We start from the raw sequence: 16,889 nt of genomic DNA on the forward strand, positions 1-16,889 counted from the left end.
GTGGCCGGTGTTAAAACAGGTCCAAAAAATTGGCACCAGCTTAGTTTGAGCCTAATAGATTCATGCTGATCCGCCGGAGTTGGCCCCGCAAGCTAGCGTCAAAGACCTTGGAACCGACTTTGATCACGACACCACCAATCAAATCGGCATCGGTGCTAATGTTCAATTCGACGGCATTGGCCCCGGTCATTTGTTTGACTTGATCGGCGATCGCCGCTTCTTGGTCAGTGGTCAACGGTTGCGCACTCGTGACATCAGCGAGAACAATATTGTTCAGTTTTCGCTGGAGGGCGACGAATTCCTGGCAAATGCCTTCGAGGAAAACAATACGCCGACGATCCACAAGCAAAAACAAAAAGTTAAGGAAGTAGGCATCTACATCCTGGCCACAAACCCCTTGGAGAACACCTTTTTTATCCTCTGCTTTGACCAAAGGATTCATCACAAAAGACCGGAACTCCGCAGACTCTTGAAAGAGTGACAGTAAAGCCCGACAATTTTCTGCAAATGCCTCGACTTTATTGGTCTCTTGCGCAAGGGTCATCAGGGCACCAGCATAGGGCTCAACAACCTGAGCAATCATCGTGTTGCCTTTCATGCGCCACCTCCCAGTTGTGCAATGCTGCGATCAACTAACTTGGCTTGAGCAGACTCATCCAAATCAGACCGCAATTGAGCTTCCACTTTTGCCAGAGCAAGCTCTGCAACCCGTCGCTTCAGCTCGGTGATTACTTTCGCTTGTTCTGTGCTTAATTCTTTAACCGCAGAGGCCTTGAGTTTTTCAACTTCATCGCGACCTTTGGCCAAGATGTCTTGTTTGGTTTTTTCTGCGGCAACCTTAGCGTCTTCCCGAATCTTGGCAGCCTGGGCCTGGGCCTGTTCGAGATCTTTCTGGGCTTTTGTCAGTGCTTCTTGGGCTTTTTTCGCGCGGTTTTCAGCGTCTTCTAGATCGGCGACAATTTTGCTTTTGCGCGTCTCTAAAATATTGCCAATAAACTTGCTCCCATAGACGTACAGAACCCCAATGATGATCGCAAGGTTGATAATGTTTGTTTCTAAAATGTCGAAGTTTAAATGAAAACCACCCTCCGATGCGGTGGCAAGGTAGGAAATAATTCCCATGATATCGATCTACCCCAGCGCTATTTGCTTATGGTGTATACATCTAAAAATGGATAACTCTTTTTCTTAAAGATATAAAAGCTTGAAATCTTCAAGAGTTCCCATCTAGGCAGCGAAAACCGCACTACCCTAAAGCTTTGCCCCAACTAATTTAGAGGCGATCGCCTGGCTTAGAGAATCAACTTGTTGTTCAAGGGATTTGAACGCAGATTCCCGTTGTGCCTCGATTTCCAGAGCTGCTTTTTCCCGCTCCGCCAAAGCCTCAGCCTGGGCAGACTTCACTTCATCTGCTACGACCTTTTGAGCTTCAGTCTGAGCTTTTGCAATTACATCCTGGGCTTCACGACGCACATCACGGAGTTCTTGCTCATATTGAGCGGCTAAGTCCTCCGCCTTTTGCTGACGTTCTTTCGCGTCCACTAAGTTGGTGCGAATGTAATCGGAACGGTCGTCAATTGCTTGACCAATAGGCTTATAAAAAAGCTTATTTAACAACGCCGCCAAGACCAAAAACTGAATGGCCATCACGGGGAGCGTTGCGTCAAAATCAAAAAGACCACCCTCAGCGGTTTTCTCGACTGCTTCAGTTGCTAAAACAATTGTCCAGTGTGTCATTTATCAATTGACCCCACCGTGTTTGGGTCTTATAGAGTTTATACATCTAGGGGGTTACCCCATTGTCCCATGGAAAAACGGGGCTTAGGTCATCCAGGTAAGCTGCCTTTAAATCAGCCTCGAATGACCTAAACCCAGTCCAGTGTCTTTTTATGCAAAGGGGTTTGCAAACAAGAGAACGAGGGCAACAACAAGACCGTAGATGGTTAAAGCTTCCATAAAAGCCAAGCTGAGGAGGAGAGTACCGCGGATTTTGCCTTCCGCTTCGGGTTGACGGGCAATCCCTTCGGCTGCACTACCCGCAGCATTACCTTGACCAATACCAGGGCCGATCGCCGCAAGACCAACAGCAAGAGCAGCAGCAATAACAGAAGCAGCAGCAGTTAAAGAATCCATAATTTTTTCCTTTCGATGTTATTGAAGTGGGTATAAACAGGTCTCTAAAACAGATCCCCGTCAAAAAAATTAACAGAAAAAGTGACCAGAAACACAAATCAAGTTGAAATTTCTAGCTAGCCTTCGGGCTTTTATCAATAATCCTGAAGTCAAACCTTCCCTTAGTGATGACCTTCCATCGCTTCAGCAATGTAGGCTGCGGCGAGGGTCGCAAAAATCAACGCTTGGATCGCACTGGCAAATAAACCAAGTGCCATCAAGGGTAAAGGAATAATCAGGGGAACCAAGAAAACCAGTACACCAACCACCAGTTCGTCCGCGAGGATGTTTCCGAAAAGACGGAAGCTCAGGGAGAGGGGCTTGGTGAAATCTTCCAGAATGTTAATTGGAAGCAGGATAGGGGTTGGTTCCAAATATTTTTTCAGGTAACCAATTCCACGCTTTTTGAACCCAGCATAAAAGTATGCCAAGGAAGTCAACAGAGCTAGGGCTACGGTGGTGTTAATGTCGTTAGTGGGAGCGGCCAATTCACCTTCGGGTAAACCAATGATTTTCCAAGGCACAAGGGCACCGGACCAGTTGGCAATGAAGATGAAGAGGAACAATGTTCCAATGAAGGGCACCCAAGGACGATATTCTTTTTCGCCTAGCTGGTTTTTAGCCAGATCCCGAATAAATTCGAGGGCGTATTCCATGAAGTTTTGGAAACCACCAGGGACACGCTGAACATTACGGGTTGCTAGGATCGAAGCAAGCACGAGTACAGCAATAACGAACCAAGAGGTCATTAGTACCTGTCCGTGAACTTTTAAGCCACCGAGTTCCCAATAAAAATGTTTGCCGACTTCGAGTTCAGCAAGGGGAAATAAACTAAATGTAGTTAAACTATTAAGCATTTCCATTTGATGATCTTTCCCCGGTTCTTTCTCTCGACAATCAAGGGCTAGGGCGGAATTCTAATTTGTTTTGTCTGCGGCAAGTAAACTATTCGGCAGCACATAAACAATGATGGCAAGTTTATAGGTAATGAACCCTAAAAAAGCGGGGAGAATTTCCAGTTGCTCCAGTTGGGTTGCGATGACGATCAAGCCGATAAAAAGGGCTAGGCGACCGGAACCGGTTCTGGGATTAGTGCTACTGATTTTTTCTACGCTTTTTGCCAACTGTCTCAAATAAATTATTCCAACGCCAGCACCAATGAGATAACTCACCGCTGTTTGGGCAGAATAAAAGTACCAGACCAACAGGGCGATCGCCCCACTGATGGCAAGAGTCACAAAAAAAATGGACTGTTTGAGCTGATAGTACTCGTCCATTGGGGTGTTACTTGCCGAATCCCCATTGTTTTCTAAGGTTGAGTTAGAAGAGTTGGGAATGTCTGATTGGCTTTGAGACTCAGATGAATTCACGCTCAGCAGGTTTAGAAGATCAAGGGTTTTGATCAGTTTATTTGACTGTCTATATTGCTTTGTACAAGGGAAACAGTACAAACCACGTGCAATCATATCACGCCATTGTCACAATCCTTAAAAAGTTCCCCATGACCCAGGGAGAAGGCTGTAAAAGGGCTAAAGATGGGGATTTGTGGGTTGTGTCTGGGAAGATTCAAGTTATTTTTATAGGGCGCAAACCTGCTTTGGTGGGAGAATGAATCGTTCTAGGAGGATTATGGCGATGGAGACTGCGGTGTTAGATTGGGTGGCGATCGCCGGCTATTTTGGGGTCACCCTACTGGTCTGTTGGCAAATTTTCAGTCGGCGCTAATCAGCTTTTCCTGACTTTTATCCACATTTCACTCCATTCAAACCGATGTTATGCGAGAGCAACTCATTCTCCCCACCATGGGCTGTGGCACTTGGGCCTGGGGCAATCGCCTCCTGTGGGGGTACCAACCCAGCATGGATCAAGAACTACAACAGGTGTTTAATTTCTGTGTGACCAGCGGGATTACCCTCTTTGATACGGGGGATTCCTATGGCACTGGGCGTTTAAGCGGTCGTAGTGAAAGCCTTTTGGGGCAATTTTCCCAAGCCTACACTGGCCGTCACCAACAGGAAATCATTCTGGCGACTAAACTAGCTCCTTATCCTTGGCGGCTCACCGCTGGCTCCATGAAGCGGGCTGGGGCTGCCTCCGCAAAACGCCTCCAGCGGCCAATTGATTTAGTGCAAATGCATTGGTCAACGGCAAATTATGCTCCTTGGCAGGAAAAACGATTATTGCGGGGTTTAGCAGAACTGTACGAAACGGGTCAGGTGAAAGGCGTAGGGTTATCCAACTATGGTGGTCAGCGACTCCGGGAAGTGCACCGTTGGTTTCAGGATTGGGGCGTACCGATTCGGACATTGCAAGTGCAGTATTCTTTGCTTTCAACGGATCCGGTACTGAAATATGACGTCAAAGCCGTATGCGACGAATTGGAAATTCAGTTAATCGCCTATAGTCCCCTGGCCCTTGGTCTGTTGACGGGAAAATACAGCTTAGATAAACCGCTGCCCAAAGGTTTACGACGGCGAGTTTTTAAGCAAGTTTTGCCAAATATAGCCCCGTTGCAGAGCTGTTTACAGGAGCTGATGGCGCTGCACCAAAAAACCATGGCCCAGGTCGCTTTAAACTGGTGTATTTGTAAAGGGACAATGCCGATTCCGGGGGCAAAAAATCTCACCCAAGCCCAGGAAAATGCTGGGGCATTGGGTTGGCACCTAAGCGCCGCTGAAGTAGAAGCCCTCGATCAAGCGGCAGCCCAAGTCACAAAAACCATGGTGCAAAATCCGTTTCAGTCCCGTTAAATTTTGAAGCTTGCCATGACCACTGCTCCTCATCCTGTCCCTGTGCTTGAATCTCCCGAACAGTTGGCGGAATGTCTCACCCAAGCCCAAACCTGGGCAGAAATTGAACTGCTCACCCAAGCCTACTCCGACTTTAAGGCGATCGCCTGGAAACAATTATCGGCAGATCAACAGGGCCGCATTCTCAAGCTCAGGGATTTGAAAGATAAGGCGATCGCCCAGGAGTTCCCCCTTGGTTGCCTTGTGCAACGCCGGGCAGATCCAGAGCAAAAACAGGGCAAAGTAGTGGATTATTGGGACGCCTACGGGGTTGATTACGTCATGTTTACCGTTGATGGCTTTACCGATTGGTGCCCCGGTTCTATGCTCGAACGACTCAAGTAAAACAGTAAGCATTTTCCTTGAAAATCAACATATATTGCCGCGCCTTAACTCCGACAGAAGAGCATGCTATGAAAAAAGATATGCCCTTTTAGACTCGATCAACCTTTGGCCCATGCGTGATACCTCCGAAATTCGTTTTCAGCTGCACCACGAGCTTAACCAGTGTTACCAAAAGCTCTTTGATTCCCTCGCTACCATGCAGATCAAAGAAGGGGATGCAGCCACCGTTGCCCAACTGCTGCTGAATTCCCGCCTGGATGCCCTTAAGCACCTCGTCAGTGAAGCAGAACGCCCCGCTTACGATGCCCGTTACCCCGAAGACGCGGAAGATTAGCAGGAACAAAAACAAACCGTAGAACGTTCCTATGATTGACAGTCTGAATATCAAGGATTCGGCTCTGCATCAATCGGTTCATTGCTTTGATACGAGAAAAAACCCAGGGGATGAATTGATATCGCCTGGGTGACAAATGATTGAGAAAATTTCTATCAAAAACTATTGAGGCGGATCAACCCAGCGACCATCAGCTTTAATAAGGTTAATCAGTTCTTCAACCCCTTGGGCTTCCGGGACTTTGCGGATTTCTTCCCGACCACGGTATAGGGAAATTACACCGGGCGTTTTCCCCACATAGCCATAATCCGCATCGGCCATTTCACCGGGGCCATTCACGATACAACCCATTACGGCAATATCTAGACCCGTGAGGTGATTTGTCGCTTCGCGCACCTTGTGGAGCACTTCTTCGAGGTTAAAGAGCGTCCGGCCACAGGAAGGGCAGGCGACGTATTCCACCATGGTTTTCCGTAGGCCTAGGGCTTGGAGGATGCTATAGCAGACGGGAATTTCCTTTTCAGGTGCTTCCGTGAGGGAAACACGGATTGTGTCGCCAATGCCTTCCGCCAGGAGCGTCCCAATGCCTGCGGTAGATTTAATGCGGCCATATTCCCCATCTCCAGCTTCGGTTACGCCCAGGTGCAGGGGATAGTCCATGCCGAGTTCATCCATCCGTTTAGCCATGAGGCGATAGGCAGCCAACATCACCGGGACACGGGATGCCTTCATGGAAATGATCAGGTTATGGAAATCGAGGGACTGACAAATCCGAATAAATTCTAGGGCTGATTCGACCATGCCTTCGGGAGTATCCCCGTAGGTGAAGAGCATCCGCTCAGCGAGGGAACCATGGTTTACGCCGATGCGCATGGCTTTGCCTTGATCCCGCAGGGAAACCACTAAGGGTTCGAGGGTTTCACGAATCTTTTCACCAATGGCCGCAAATTCTGCTTCGGTATAACCAGTGCGATCGCCACTGGCCTGTTCAAAAACATAAAGACCAGGATTGATGCGCACTTTATCCACATGTTTTGCCACCTCTAGGGCAATTTTCATGCCGTTATGGTGGACATCCGCCACAATTGGCACTGCCTGGTAGGTTTCGGCGAGCTTAGCTTTGATTTGGGCCAGGGAACGGGCATGGGCCATACTCGGAACAGTTACCCGGACGATTTCACAGCCAATTTCATGAAGTCGGCGGATTGCCGCGACGGAGCCCTCCACGTCAAGGGTATCTTCGTTGATCATCGACTGGACAACCACAGGATAATCACTGCCGATGGTGACATTGCCCACCTTGACAGCTCTGGTTTTCCGGCGATGGATAGTGGTATCCACAAGGGAATCGGTCGTTTGCACAGGACGCTCTACAGCTTGCATGGAACTTGAGGATAGGAAATTACAAAAAGTCGCTGGTATCTAGGATCTAAGCATAAGCGTTGGCAAAGGTTCTAGGCAACGGGAAAGGGCATCTGGGCCAAGAAACGCTCGAAGTCAAAATGCTTTTGGAATAGGGTCTGGGCCACTTCTACTTTAATCGGCTCCTGGAGGCGCACATGGTTAAAGGCTTGGTCGATGATTTCGACGGTGGTCAGGGTGTCATAGTCCACCGACAGAATTGGGATTTCTAGGTCTTCGGCGCGGTTGAGAATAATTTCTTGGGGGGCGACATGGCCTGTCAGGATCAGACATTGGGTTGAGGTTTCTAGGGCTGCCAGTTGCAGATCAGTGCGATCGCCCCCAGTGACCACCGCCATATTTTGCCGTTGCCGGAAATATTTCAAGGCAGAGTTAACGTTCATCGCGCCAATGGTGAGACTTTCGACCATCAGATCTAGGCGATTGGCCCGACAAAGAACTTCCGCATTGAGGCGCTTCACCAATTCCCGCACCGTTACACTGCGGAGGATGCGGTCGGCGGGGACAAGGCCATAGACATCAATACCCCGCTGGGCCAAGAAGGGCTTAATTTGAGTCTCGGCGGTTTCGAGGGCTTCGGGGGGAATTTTGTTAATCACCACTCCCATGAGGCGATCGCCCAGGAACCGATAAATTGTCAACAAACTATCAACTAAAAGCTTGTGGTGGTAGGGAATGACCAAGAGGATTTTGGCCCCTAGGGTCGCCGCAATTTCTCCGGCAGAGAGGTTAAATAAACTCCCTTCCCAGAGACTTTTGGGGGCTTCGATAAAGGTGATGTCACTGGCGATCGCCCCTAGATCATCCTTTAATTTTTGAGGATAATCGATTTGGTCTTGACCCGTGAGTCGCTGGGCCACCGTTGCCTCATCCAGAAAAAGTACCGGCGATCGCACCTCCGTTTCCCTAAGACCAAAGGCTTCCCCAAGGAACCGGAGATCATCTTCGATGCGGGTGAAACGCCCATTCTGCTCGTCATGCCAAACTGTACCGATGGGCTTACTGTAGGCCACAGAGATGCCTTTTTGCTTAAGGCTCTGTACCAACCCAAGTAGCACAGCAGATTTCCCACTGTAGGGTTCGGTAGAAGCAACGACGATATGTTGGGTTGAATTGGTCACACCCACTACTCCTTTAGAAGCTCACATTCTTTAGCCTCCACAATAACGGAATTTCGCGACTGAGCAAACCAGGACGCTATTCTTTTTTTAGGCCCAGAAGCTCCCGATAAAAATCCTTAGGAAAGTCAATGGCCCCGTCACGGCCGAAGCCAATTAAGAGATCAATGAGGTAATCTACGAACTGGTGGTTTGGTAATGTCACGCTGTAACTGAGATCCGCCTGGGCCGCAAATTGAAGGCGACAACTGGTCATTTCCGACGGTAATTTAGAGACATACCAACTGGCCACAAAGGGGATACTTTCTCCTTTTTCGATCACCCGTTTCCCCTCAACGGAGCCGATCTGGTATAGTCCGAGGGCTTTGGGCAGTGTTTTTTGTTTATTTTTTGGATAGTAGGGAGCATAAACCATCACTTCTCCCTTTCCTGCAGATTGGATATCGTCAAAAACAGCCATGGGGCATTGCTCTAAAGAAATCAGTTAGCGTTGAGAATACATCGCATTGTAGCCTGTTGGCTGGTTTCTGTTTTGTTCTAGGATTGGCTGAAATTTCCATTGAATATTTCTTCATCCGTTTTGGTTTATGTCGCAGAGGATCAATGCCGTGGTTTGTCCCCATTTGTTAAGTGTAGCGCCGATGATGGATCGCACCGATCGCCATTTTCGTTACTTGATGCGCCAGATTACCCGACGGACATTACTCTACACAGAGATGATTACCACCCAGGCGATTATCCATGGCGATCGCCCCAAGCTCTTAGACTTCGATGCCGCAGAACATCCCATTTCCCTCCAATTGGGAGGCGATAATCCCAAGGAATTAGCCGAATGTGCCAAAGTGGGCGAAGACTGGGGTTACGACGAAATTAATCTCAATGTGGGCTGTCCCAGTCCGAGGGTGCAACAGGGCAATTTTGGCGCTTGTTTGATGACCCAGCCGGAGTTGGTGGCCGATTGTGTAGCGGCGATGCAGGGGGCAGTCAATATTCCCGTTACGGTAAAACATCGCATTGGCGTCGATGAACAAGATAGTTACGCAGACCTCTGCCGCTTTATCGAGATTGTCTCGGCAACCGGATGCAATCGCTTTTCTGTCCATGCCCGCAAAGCCTGGCTACAGGGTTTAAGCCCAAAAGAAAACCGCACGGTCCCACCTTTACGTTATGCAGATGTTTATCGGTTAAAACAAGACTTTCCTCACCTCTGGATCGAGATCAATGGCGGCATTACGGCGCTAGAACAAATTCAAACCCATTTAACCCAAGTGGATGCGGTCATGGTGGGGCGGGCAGCCTATGACAACCCCTATCTGTTTGCGACGGTGGACCGCGATATCTACGGGGAAGCGATTCAGCCCAAAAGCCGCCATGAAATTGTTGAGGAGATGTTGCCCTACATTGAACGTGCCACAAAAGCCGGGGTGAAACTCCACAGCATTAGCCGTCACATGTTGTCGCTGTTTTTAGGCCAGCCCGGCACCAAAGCCTGGAAACGGTTTATCACGGAGGAAGGTCGAGGAACGACGGTGGGACGAGAAATTATTGAGCAAGCCTTGGCCCTGGTGCCCCAGACAAACGCGATCGCCGATCCGGTCTCCATGGTTTCTGGGAGAAAGTGACCATGACAGCAAAAATTATTGTGCTTGATGATGACCCGACGGGTTCCCAAACGGTACATAGTTGTCCATTATTATTGCGTTGGGATGTGGACACGCTGCGGTTGGGCTTACGGGATCCGGCCCCCATTATTTTTATTTTGGCGAATACCCGCGCTTTGACGGAACCAGAGGCGATCGCCACTACCACAGCAGTTTGTCGGAATCTCAAAATTGCCCTGACCCAGGAAAATATCCAGGAATATCTAATCGTTAGTCGCTCGGATTCCACCTTGAGGGGCCATTTCCCGGCAGAAACTGAGGCGATCGCCAACGTATTAGGGCCGTTTGATGCTTGTTTTTTTGCCCCAGCATTTTTTGAGGGGGGCCGCATTACCCGCAACGGCATTCACTATGTCCAGGAAAATGAACGCTTGATCCCCGTGGCTGAGACAGAATTTGCGGGCGATCGCCTCTTTGGTTTTCAGGACAGTTTTTTACCTGATTTTATTGCGACAAAAACGAAGGGCGTAGTGACAGCGAATCAAGTGGCTTGCCTGAATCCAGGGAATTTACCCGAAAATCTTCAAGATTATTTTTGTCGTCTGCAGAATGGCAAATACGTTGTCCTCGACGGTGAACAACAGGCTGATTTTGATCGTCTAGTTCCGGCGCTATTTCACGCGATTCACCAGGGTAAAAAGTTTCTCTTTCGTAGTGCCGCCAGTTTGCTGACTTCCCTCGCGGCTCTCGGCCCCCAGCCGATTCCCCCAGAAGAAAGTTTTACCGTGCGGCGATCGCCTCAGCCTGGACTGATTATTGTCGGTTCCCACACGCAAAAAACAACCGTCCAACTCACGGAATTACTGCAATTAGCAGGCGTTGTCGGCATTGAAATCGACGTAGATCTGTGCCAAACATCCCTAGGCCGTGATCAACTAGCAGTAGCGATGCTAGAGCAGATCCAAAAAATTCGTCAGGCCGGACAAACCCCCGTACTCTTTACCAGTCGGCAAGTGCCAGCCAGCGACCAAGCCCAACATAACCTTGAATTTGGTAAAAATATCACGGCTCTATTCCTTGAAATTTTTGCCCAGTTGCCCGCAGATCTCGGCTTTGTGATTAGTAAAGGCGGTAACACCACCAATGCGCTGCTCCAAAAAGGTTTGCGGGTTCCAGCGATTCAGTTACTCGGCCAAATTATCTCCGGTTGTTGCCTCGTGCAAACGGAGCATGATCACCCGCAATTTCCCCAGTTACCTGTGGTACTGTTTCCTGGCAATGTGGGCGATCGCCACAGCCTCGTTACCGCTTACCAACGCCTCCAAATTCCCCGTTGATCCCAATCTAGGCTTTATTTTTTCTTGAAACCATGAACGACATCGAAGCTCTATTTCGCGACCTATGCCAGCGCTATGCCGATCCTCACCTTTGGCAACCCGATTCCTCCCACTATCCGGCTTTTGCTGCCCTTTACCACGGAATCTGCGACGGCAACCAGCGGCTGAATCTGACCCGAATCACGTCTCCAGAAGACTTTTGGGAAAAACATTTGTGGGATTCCTACGCCGCTTTGAAACTAGACGTATTGGCAGAGCGTTTAACCCAGCCCCAAAAAGTCATCGATGTGGGCACTGGGGGCGGCTTTCCCGGCATTCCCTTGGCGATCGCCTTTCCTGAGTGGCAAATCACCCTGCTCGATTCCACCCGTAAAAAAATTAATTTCCTCGTTGAACTGAGCCAAACCCTCCAACTCAATACCCTGGGCATCGCTGACCGAGCCGAAACCCTAGGTCAAGATCCGAATCACCGTGAACGCTACGACATCGCGACGATCCGCGCCGTGGGTAAAGCCTCCCTCTGTGTGGAATATCTCTTGCCCCTACTCAAAATTGGCGGCCTCGCGGTTCTCTATCGGGGTCAATGGTCTGAGACTGAAACAGAACAACTCCAAGGGGCGATCGCCCAATGTGGTGGTCAACTCCTAGCCGTACAGCAATTTACAACCCCGATTACTCAAGGCCAGCGCACCTGTCTCTACATCGAGAAAAAACAGACCACAGCCCCCCAATTCCCCAGGGCGATCGGCCTGCCGAAACAATCCCCCCTCGCCCCGGTTTAAGCCTTATAGATCAAGCTCCCTGGCCCTCTGTCGAATCTTGTTTACTTGATCCCAAGAGATGGTACCCTGAGTATGGCAAATTTTTACATTTGGTTAAAACTTTAGGAACAAAGCCAGCATTTGGCCTAGAGCGAAACCAATCGATAATAGAGAAGCATGGTAGCTACACAAGAAAAAACTTTAGGTAAAATCACTCAGATCATTGGCCCTGTCATTGACGCAGAGTTCCCCAGTGGCAAAATGCCTCGGATTTATAACGCTCTAAAAATCCAAGGAAAAAACCCCTACGGTCAAGAAATCAACCTCACCTGTGAAGTTCAACAGTTGCTCGGCGACAACCAAGTCCGGGCCGTTGCCATGAGCTCCACCGACGGTCTCGTTCGCGGCATGGATATCCTCGACACTGGTGCTCCCATCAGCGTTCCTGTAGGGAAGAAAACCCTCGGTCGGATTTTCAACGTCCTCGGTGAACCCGTAGACGAAAAAGGCGAAGTTGGTGCAGAAGAAACCTCCCCAATCCACCGCCCTGCTCCTAAGCTGACCGAACTCGACACGGCTCCTTCTGTGTTTGAAACGGGCATTAAAGTTGTTGACCTTCTTACTCCGTACCGTCGTGGTGGGAAAATTGGTCTCTTTGGTGGTGCTGGTGTTGGTAAAACCGTCATCATGATGGAGCTGATCAACAACATCGCCACTAACCACGGTGGTGTGTCTGTATTCGCTGGTGTAGGGGAACGGACCCGTGAAGGGAATGACCTTTACAACGAAATGATCGAATCTGGCGTTATCAACCCCGATAACCTCAACGATTCCAAGATCGCCCTTGTGTACGGTCAGATGAACGAGCCCCCCGGAGCCCGGATGCGGGTTGGTCTGTCTGGTTTGACCATGGCGGAATATTTCCGTGATGTAAACAAGCAGGATGTACTTCTCTTCGTTGACAACATCTTCCGCTTTGTCCAGGCTGGTTCTGAAGTATCGGCACTGCTCGGTCGGATGCCTTCTGCGGTAGGTTATCAGCCCACCCTCGGTACTGACGTTGGGGATCTCCAGGAGCGCATCACCTCCACCAAGGAAGGTTCTATCACCTCGATCCAGGCAGTTTATGTCCCTGCGGATGACTTGACTGACCCTGCTCCGGCAACCACCTTCGCTCACCTCGACGGTACTACTGTACTTTCCCGTGCTTTGGCGTCTAAAGGGATTTATCCTGCTGTGGATCCCCTCGATTCCACCAGTACAATGCTTCAGCCCAGCATCGTGGGTGAAGACCATTACAACACGGCGCGTGCGGTACAGTCTACCCTCCAGCGCTATAAGGAACTCCAGGACATCATCGCAATTCTTGGTTTGGACGAACTTTCTGAAGAAGACCGTCTGACCGTAGACCGGGCCCGGAAGATTGAGCGTTTCTTGTCTCAGCCTTTCTTCGTGGCAGAGGTATTTACCGGTTCTCCTGGTAAGTATGTGACCCTTGAAGAAACCATTGAAGGCTTCAAGCGCATCCTCTCTGGTGAATTAGATGATCTACCTGAGCAGGCGTTCTACCTCGTTGGCAACATCGAAGAGGCGATCGCCAAAGGCAAGAAGCTCAAAGAGCAAGGCTAAACCCTGCTTCGCCTAAGACATCAGGTCAGTGCTACCGTTCTGCGGGGTGCTGACCTTGAACGTCAGAATTTTCCTTATTTTTTGAATTAGATTTAAGCAAATGGCTTTAAAAGTACGAGTGATCACCCCAGACCGGACGGTACTGGATGACAGTGTCGAAGAAGTCATCCTCCCCAGTAGTTCTGGTCAAATCGGTATTTTGTCGGGCCACGCGCCCCTCCTCACAGCCCTCGAATCCGGCGTCATTCGCGTCCGGACCAGTGGTTGGGAGAACATCGCAATTACCGATGGCTTTGCTGAGGTAGAAGCCAATGAAGTAAAGGTGCTGGTTAACACTGCAGCCAAGGGTCAAGACATCGATCTTGAGGAAGCCCGCAAGGCCTTTGAAAGTGCAAAGGCACAACTTGATCAAGTCAATGCGGCAGATCGTAAAGCAATCCTTGATGCCCGCAAAGAACTCAAGCGGACCCGGGCCCGCTACATGGCGGCTGGTGGCATGGCATAGGCAATGTGTCGCCCTAGAGCCAAAAGAAAAATTTTGCAATAAAAAGGCAGCTCTAGGGCTGCCCATTTTTTTATAGAAATTAATTACAAAATAACAATCGTAAAAACTTAGATAGTGATTACATTTAAGACAAGCACAGTGGCAATTGACTTTAGTTACTGCCGCTAAAGGCCACTTCAGGGAATTTTGCCTGGGCTTCAGCCATACTGGTCTTTTTGCCATGTTCTTGCCAGTAGTTGATAACTTCTGTGGCTTGGTTGAGCACTTCGATGCGCTCTGCCTCAGAAATCCAGTGCTTCGCTTCTAGTTCGTCTTTTAATTGTTGCCAAGCGTCGTTACGGGGCCAAAAGAAATAGGCGGTCAAAGGACTGGTGCCTTTCCCAACAACTTGATCCACGGCGATCGCCACGTCTTTATCTAACCAAAGTACCTTTAAAAGAAATCTTTCTACCAAAGAAGCCTCCAAACCCAAATTTACACAAGTGGTTTCAAAAATTTACAGTCTATTATTTTACATTGAAGCGGGAGATTTGGATGCCCCCTAGAAAATCTCCTGACGGATTGGGGCAACAAATCCAGAGAAATAAACACTTGTTACCGGGGGCGATCGCCCCAAGCTATGTCATTGTGACGGGCGAATGTTAGACTATCTGAAGATAGATAAAATAATTTTTATCTATAACCACCCCGATCAAGAAATCCTGAAGTGGGCCTGACCCGCTTTTTTTGTTGTCTAGATTTCCCCATGGCTCATCCCCTCATACCCCGAATCGTAACCTGTGCCGAACCCATTGCTGCAGAGTTGGGTTTAGAAGTGGTGGATGTGGTGTTCCAGACGAATAAAAAACCACCAGTCCTCAGAATTGATGTCCGAAATCTCTCCCAAGATACTGGCCTGGAAGATTGCGAGCGCTTCAGTCGCCTGCTCGATCCCCAACTGGAAGCCCAAGATATCATTCCTGGGGCCTATGTGTTGGAAGTCTCTAGCCCTGGCACCGACCGTAACCTCACCACAGATCGAGAGTTTATCGCCTTCCGGGGCTTTCCTGTCCGGGTGAAAACCTACGCTCCCTACAAAGATCAAAAAGAATGGTCTGGCACCCTCCGGGAACGGGATGAAGCGGCAATCTATCTCAATCTCAAGGGCAAGGCGATCGCCATTCCCCGGGAACTGGTCGCCAAAGTACAACTAGATGACCAACCCTAGCTGCCCCAAACTGCCCCAAGCTTTGTTCATTTATCGATTTTTTCTATCCGTAAATTTCTATGTCCCTTGTTAGTCTCACTGGTTTAAGCGCCCTCGTTGAAGAAATCAGCGATCGCCACAATTTACCCCAAAGTGCCGTCCACGAAGCCCTCCGGGAAGCCCTGCTCAAAGGTTATGAGCGCTATCGCCGTTCCCTAACGCTCAACCAAGCCACCCCCTTCGCTGAAGACTACTTCGATAACTTTGAAGTCGAACTAGACCTCGAAGACGAAGGCTTTCGGGTATTAGCCACCAAGGTGATTGTCGAAGAAGTGGAAAACTCCGATCATCAAATTGCCCTACAAGAAGTCCAAGAAGTTGCCAATGAAGCCCAACTCGGTGATTCCGTAATCCTAGACGTCACCCCCGAACAGAGTGATTTTGGGCGGATGGCCGCGATTCAAACCAAGCAAGTGCTGCTTCAGAAATTACGGGATCAGCAACGAAAGCTCGTCCAAGAAGAATTCCAAGAACTAGAAGGAGAAGTCCTCCAGGCCCGTGTCCTCCGTTTTGAGCGGAACTTTGTGGTGATGGCGGTTACCAGCGCCTTTGGGCAACCAGAAACCGAAGCCGAATTACCCAGACGGGAGCAACTCCCCAACGACAATTACCGCGCCAATACCACCTACAAAGTTTATTTAAAACACGTTAAAGAAGGCTCCCACCGTGGCCCCCAGTTGGTGGTTTCCCGTGCCGCCGCAGATTTAGTCGTTTACCTGTTTGCCAACGAAGTCCCGGAAATCGAAGAAGAAATCGTGCGGATTGTGGCCGTTGCCCGGGAAGCGAATCCCCCCGGCCGTTATGTTGGCCCCCGCACAAAAATTGCCGTGGATACCCTAGAGCGGGATGTGGATCCTGTCGGTGCTTGTATCGGGGCACGGGGATCACGGATCCAAGCCGTGGTGAATGAACTGCGGGGCGAAAAAATTGATGTGATCCGTTGGTCCCCGGATCCAGCGACTTACATTGCCAATGCCCTGAGCCCAGCACGGGTCGATGGGGTAATCTTGGTTGATGCGGAAGAGCGACAGGCCACGGTATTAGTCCCCGAAAACCAACTGAGCCTTGCCATTGGTAAAGAAGGGCAAAATGTACGTTTGGCCGCACGCTTGACGGGCTGGAAAATTGATATTAAAGATAGTGCCAAGTACGAGGCAGAACAAGCCGCCCTCGCCGAACAAGAGACAGCCCCACCCAGTGAAGTGGAGTCGGAAACTGCTGTGCTGCCGGATCAAGCTGAAACGGAACCTTTAGAAGAAGAGGCCACGCCAACGGACGCTTAGATTCCGGGGGGAATTTTGATGTAAAAGGCGATCGCCATTTCAACCATTGCCATGGAGCCAAATCTACGCCGCTGTGTTGCCTGCCGCAAACTTGCCCCAAAACAATCTCTTTGGCGGGTGGTTCGAGTCTATCCATCCCAGCAGGTACAATTAGATCGGGGCATGGGGCGTTCCGCCTATCTCTGTCAATGTCACCATTGTCTAGAAATGGCCCAGCGCAAAGATCGGCTCGGGCGATCGCTCAAAAAGAACGTCTCCCCTGAGATTTATCAAACCCTAAAAGAACGCTTAAATTCTCTCAATTAAAGCTCTGACAATCGCCACTCCTCAAGCCATTATGGACGCGC

21 protein-coding genes are annotated in these 16,889 nt (G+C 49.7%); 11 read left to right on the forward strand and 10 right to left on the reverse strand.

From position 1 onward, the window contains the following. Positions 1 to 40: 40 nt before the first annotated feature. The 6 genes from atpH to AWQ24_RS03810 all read right to left on the reverse strand — a co-directional run bounded on the left by atpH (position 41) and on the right by AWQ24_RS03810 (position 3,449). Positions 41 to 598 (reverse strand): ATP synthase F1 subunit delta, encoded by a 558-nt coding sequence (gene atpH, locus AWQ24_RS03785; protein WP_065716054.1) that lies wholly within the window; start codon positions 596 to 598, stop codon positions 41 to 43. Continuing rightward, positions 595 to 1,122, reverse strand: coding sequence for a F0F1 ATP synthase subunit B (locus tag AWQ24_RS03790; protein WP_012306365.1), 528 nt, complete (start codon positions 1,120 to 1,122; stop codon positions 595 to 597). The genes atpH and AWQ24_RS03790 overlap by 4 nt, the downstream gene beginning before the upstream one ends. A gap of 129 nt (positions 1,123 to 1,251) precedes the next feature. After that, positions 1,252 to 1,737 carry a F0F1 ATP synthase subunit B' gene (locus AWQ24_RS03795; protein WP_062432751.1) on the reverse strand — a complete coding sequence of 162 codons (486 nt, stop codon included), beginning with the start codon at positions 1,735 to 1,737 and terminating at the stop codon, positions 1,252 to 1,254. 150 nt (positions 1,738 to 1,887) lie between these two features. Then, a complete protein-coding gene (gene atpE, locus AWQ24_RS03800) occupies positions 1,888 to 2,133 on the reverse strand; it encodes an ATP synthase F0 subunit C (RefSeq protein ID WP_012306367.1) in 246 nt (81 codons plus the stop codon). A gap of 161 nt (positions 2,134 to 2,294) precedes the next feature. Beyond that, positions 2,295 to 3,029, reverse strand: a complete 735-nt coding sequence (atpB, locus tag AWQ24_RS03805; RefSeq protein WP_012306368.1) for a F0F1 ATP synthase subunit A — start codon at positions 3,027 to 3,029, stop codon at positions 2,295 to 2,297. 60 nt (positions 3,030 to 3,089) lie between these two features. Then, positions 3,090 to 3,449: an ATP synthase subunit I gene (locus AWQ24_RS03810; protein ID WP_065710235.1), complete on the reverse strand. Its 360-nt coding sequence runs from the start codon at positions 3,447 to 3,449 to the stop codon at positions 3,090 to 3,092. 498 nt (positions 3,450 to 3,947) lie between these two features. Here AWQ24_RS03810 and AWQ24_RS03815 point away from each other — a divergent pair, with 498 nt between their 5' ends. From AWQ24_RS03815 to AWQ24_RS03825, 3 genes are all read left to right on the forward strand, one after another. Next, positions 3,948 to 4,922 carry an aldo/keto reductase gene (locus AWQ24_RS03815; protein WP_065716055.1) on the forward strand — a complete coding sequence of 325 codons (975 nt, stop codon included), beginning with the start codon at positions 3,948 to 3,950 and terminating at the stop codon, positions 4,920 to 4,922. Positions 4,923 to 4,937: 15 nt separating this feature from the next. Further along, positions 4,938 to 5,306, forward strand: coding sequence for a hypothetical protein (locus AWQ24_RS03820; RefSeq protein ID WP_065716056.1), 369 nt, complete (start codon positions 4,938 to 4,940; stop codon positions 5,304 to 5,306). A 112-nt stretch (positions 5,307 to 5,418) separates the two neighbouring features. Continuing rightward, a complete protein-coding gene (locus tag AWQ24_RS03825; protein WP_030005973.1) occupies positions 5,419 to 5,640 on the forward strand; it encodes a hypothetical protein in 222 nt (73 codons plus the stop codon). Between the two features lie 162 nt (positions 5,641 to 5,802). Here AWQ24_RS03825 and ispG read toward each other — a convergent pair whose 3' ends face one another. From ispG to ebsA, 3 genes are all read right to left on the reverse strand, one after another. After that, positions 5,803 to 7,023 (reverse strand): (E)-4-hydroxy-3-methylbut-2-enyl-diphosphate synthase, encoded by a 1,221-nt coding sequence (ispG, locus tag AWQ24_RS03830; protein ID WP_065716057.1) that lies wholly within the window; start codon positions 7,021 to 7,023, stop codon positions 5,803 to 5,805. Between the two features lie 71 nt (positions 7,024 to 7,094). Continuing rightward, the gene (locus AWQ24_RS03835) at positions 7,095 to 8,183 is read right to left on the reverse strand and encodes a phosphotransacetylase family protein (RefSeq protein WP_065717295.1); all 1,089 of its coding nucleotides are present in this window, start codon (positions 8,181 to 8,183) and stop codon (positions 7,095 to 7,097) included. A 76-nt stretch (positions 8,184 to 8,259) separates the two neighbouring features. Beyond that, on the reverse strand, positions 8,260 to 8,640 hold the full coding sequence (ebsA, locus tag AWQ24_RS03840) for a type IV pilus biogenesis protein EbsA (protein WP_012306374.1): 381 nt from the start codon (positions 8,638 to 8,640) through the stop codon (positions 8,260 to 8,262). A gap of 184 nt (positions 8,641 to 8,824) precedes the next feature. Between ebsA and dusA the strand changes: the two genes are divergently transcribed. The 5 genes from dusA (at position 8,825) to atpC (ending at position 14,013) form a co-directional block, all read left to right on the forward strand. Further along, positions 8,825 to 9,802 (forward strand): tRNA dihydrouridine(20/20a) synthase DusA, encoded by a 978-nt coding sequence (dusA, locus tag AWQ24_RS03845; RefSeq protein ID WP_397428274.1) that lies wholly within the window; start codon positions 8,825 to 8,827, stop codon positions 9,800 to 9,802. 2 nt (positions 9,803 to 9,804) lie between these two features. Continuing rightward, a complete protein-coding gene (locus AWQ24_RS03850) occupies positions 9,805 to 11,118 on the forward strand; it encodes a four-carbon acid sugar kinase family protein (RefSeq protein ID WP_065716059.1) in 1,314 nt (437 codons plus the stop codon). 32 nt (positions 11,119 to 11,150) lie between these two features. Continuing rightward, on the forward strand, positions 11,151 to 11,900 hold the full coding sequence (rsmG, locus tag AWQ24_RS03855; RefSeq protein WP_065716060.1) for a 16S rRNA (guanine(527)-N(7))-methyltransferase RsmG: 750 nt from the start codon (positions 11,151 to 11,153) through the stop codon (positions 11,898 to 11,900). A 156-nt stretch (positions 11,901 to 12,056) separates the two neighbouring features. Further along, the gene (atpD, locus tag AWQ24_RS03860; protein ID WP_012306378.1) at positions 12,057 to 13,508 is read left to right on the forward strand and encodes a F0F1 ATP synthase subunit beta; all 1,452 of its coding nucleotides are present in this window, start codon (positions 12,057 to 12,059) and stop codon (positions 13,506 to 13,508) included. Positions 13,509 to 13,608: 100 nt separating this feature from the next. Beyond that, entirely contained in the window at positions 13,609 to 14,013 is a 405-nt protein-coding gene (gene atpC / locus AWQ24_RS03865; RefSeq protein ID WP_012306379.1) for an ATP synthase F1 subunit epsilon, read from the forward strand. Between the two features lie 151 nt (positions 14,014 to 14,164). On the opposite strand, the gene AWQ24_RS03870 is transcribed toward atpC, so the two are convergent. Continuing rightward, entirely contained in the window at positions 14,165 to 14,467 is a 303-nt protein-coding gene (locus AWQ24_RS03870) for a 30S ribosomal protein PSRP-3 (RefSeq protein WP_012306380.1), read from the reverse strand. A gap of 291 nt (positions 14,468 to 14,758) precedes the next feature. On the opposite strand from AWQ24_RS03870, the gene rimP reads away from it, so the two are divergent. The 3 genes from rimP to AWQ24_RS03885 are packed head-to-tail and all read left to right on the forward strand — an operon-like array spanning position 14,759 to position 16,848. Further along, positions 14,759 to 15,220 (forward strand): ribosome maturation factor RimP, encoded by a 462-nt coding sequence (gene rimP / locus AWQ24_RS03875; RefSeq protein ID WP_065717296.1) that lies wholly within the window; start codon positions 14,759 to 14,761, stop codon positions 15,218 to 15,220. A 59-nt stretch (positions 15,221 to 15,279) separates the two neighbouring features. Then, a complete protein-coding gene (gene nusA / locus AWQ24_RS03880; protein ID WP_012306382.1) occupies positions 15,280 to 16,542 on the forward strand; it encodes a transcription termination factor NusA in 1,263 nt (420 codons plus the stop codon). 51 nt (positions 16,543 to 16,593) lie between these two features. Next, on the forward strand, positions 16,594 to 16,848 hold the full coding sequence (locus tag AWQ24_RS03885) for a YlxR family protein (protein WP_012306383.1): 255 nt from the start codon (positions 16,594 to 16,596) through the stop codon (positions 16,846 to 16,848). Positions 16,849 to 16,889 lie beyond the last annotated feature (41 nt).

The organism is Picosynechococcus sp. PCC 8807 (assembly GCF_001693295.1).
Classification (GTDB): Bacteria; Cyanobacteriota; Cyanobacteriia; order Cyanobacteriales; family MRBY01; genus MRBY01.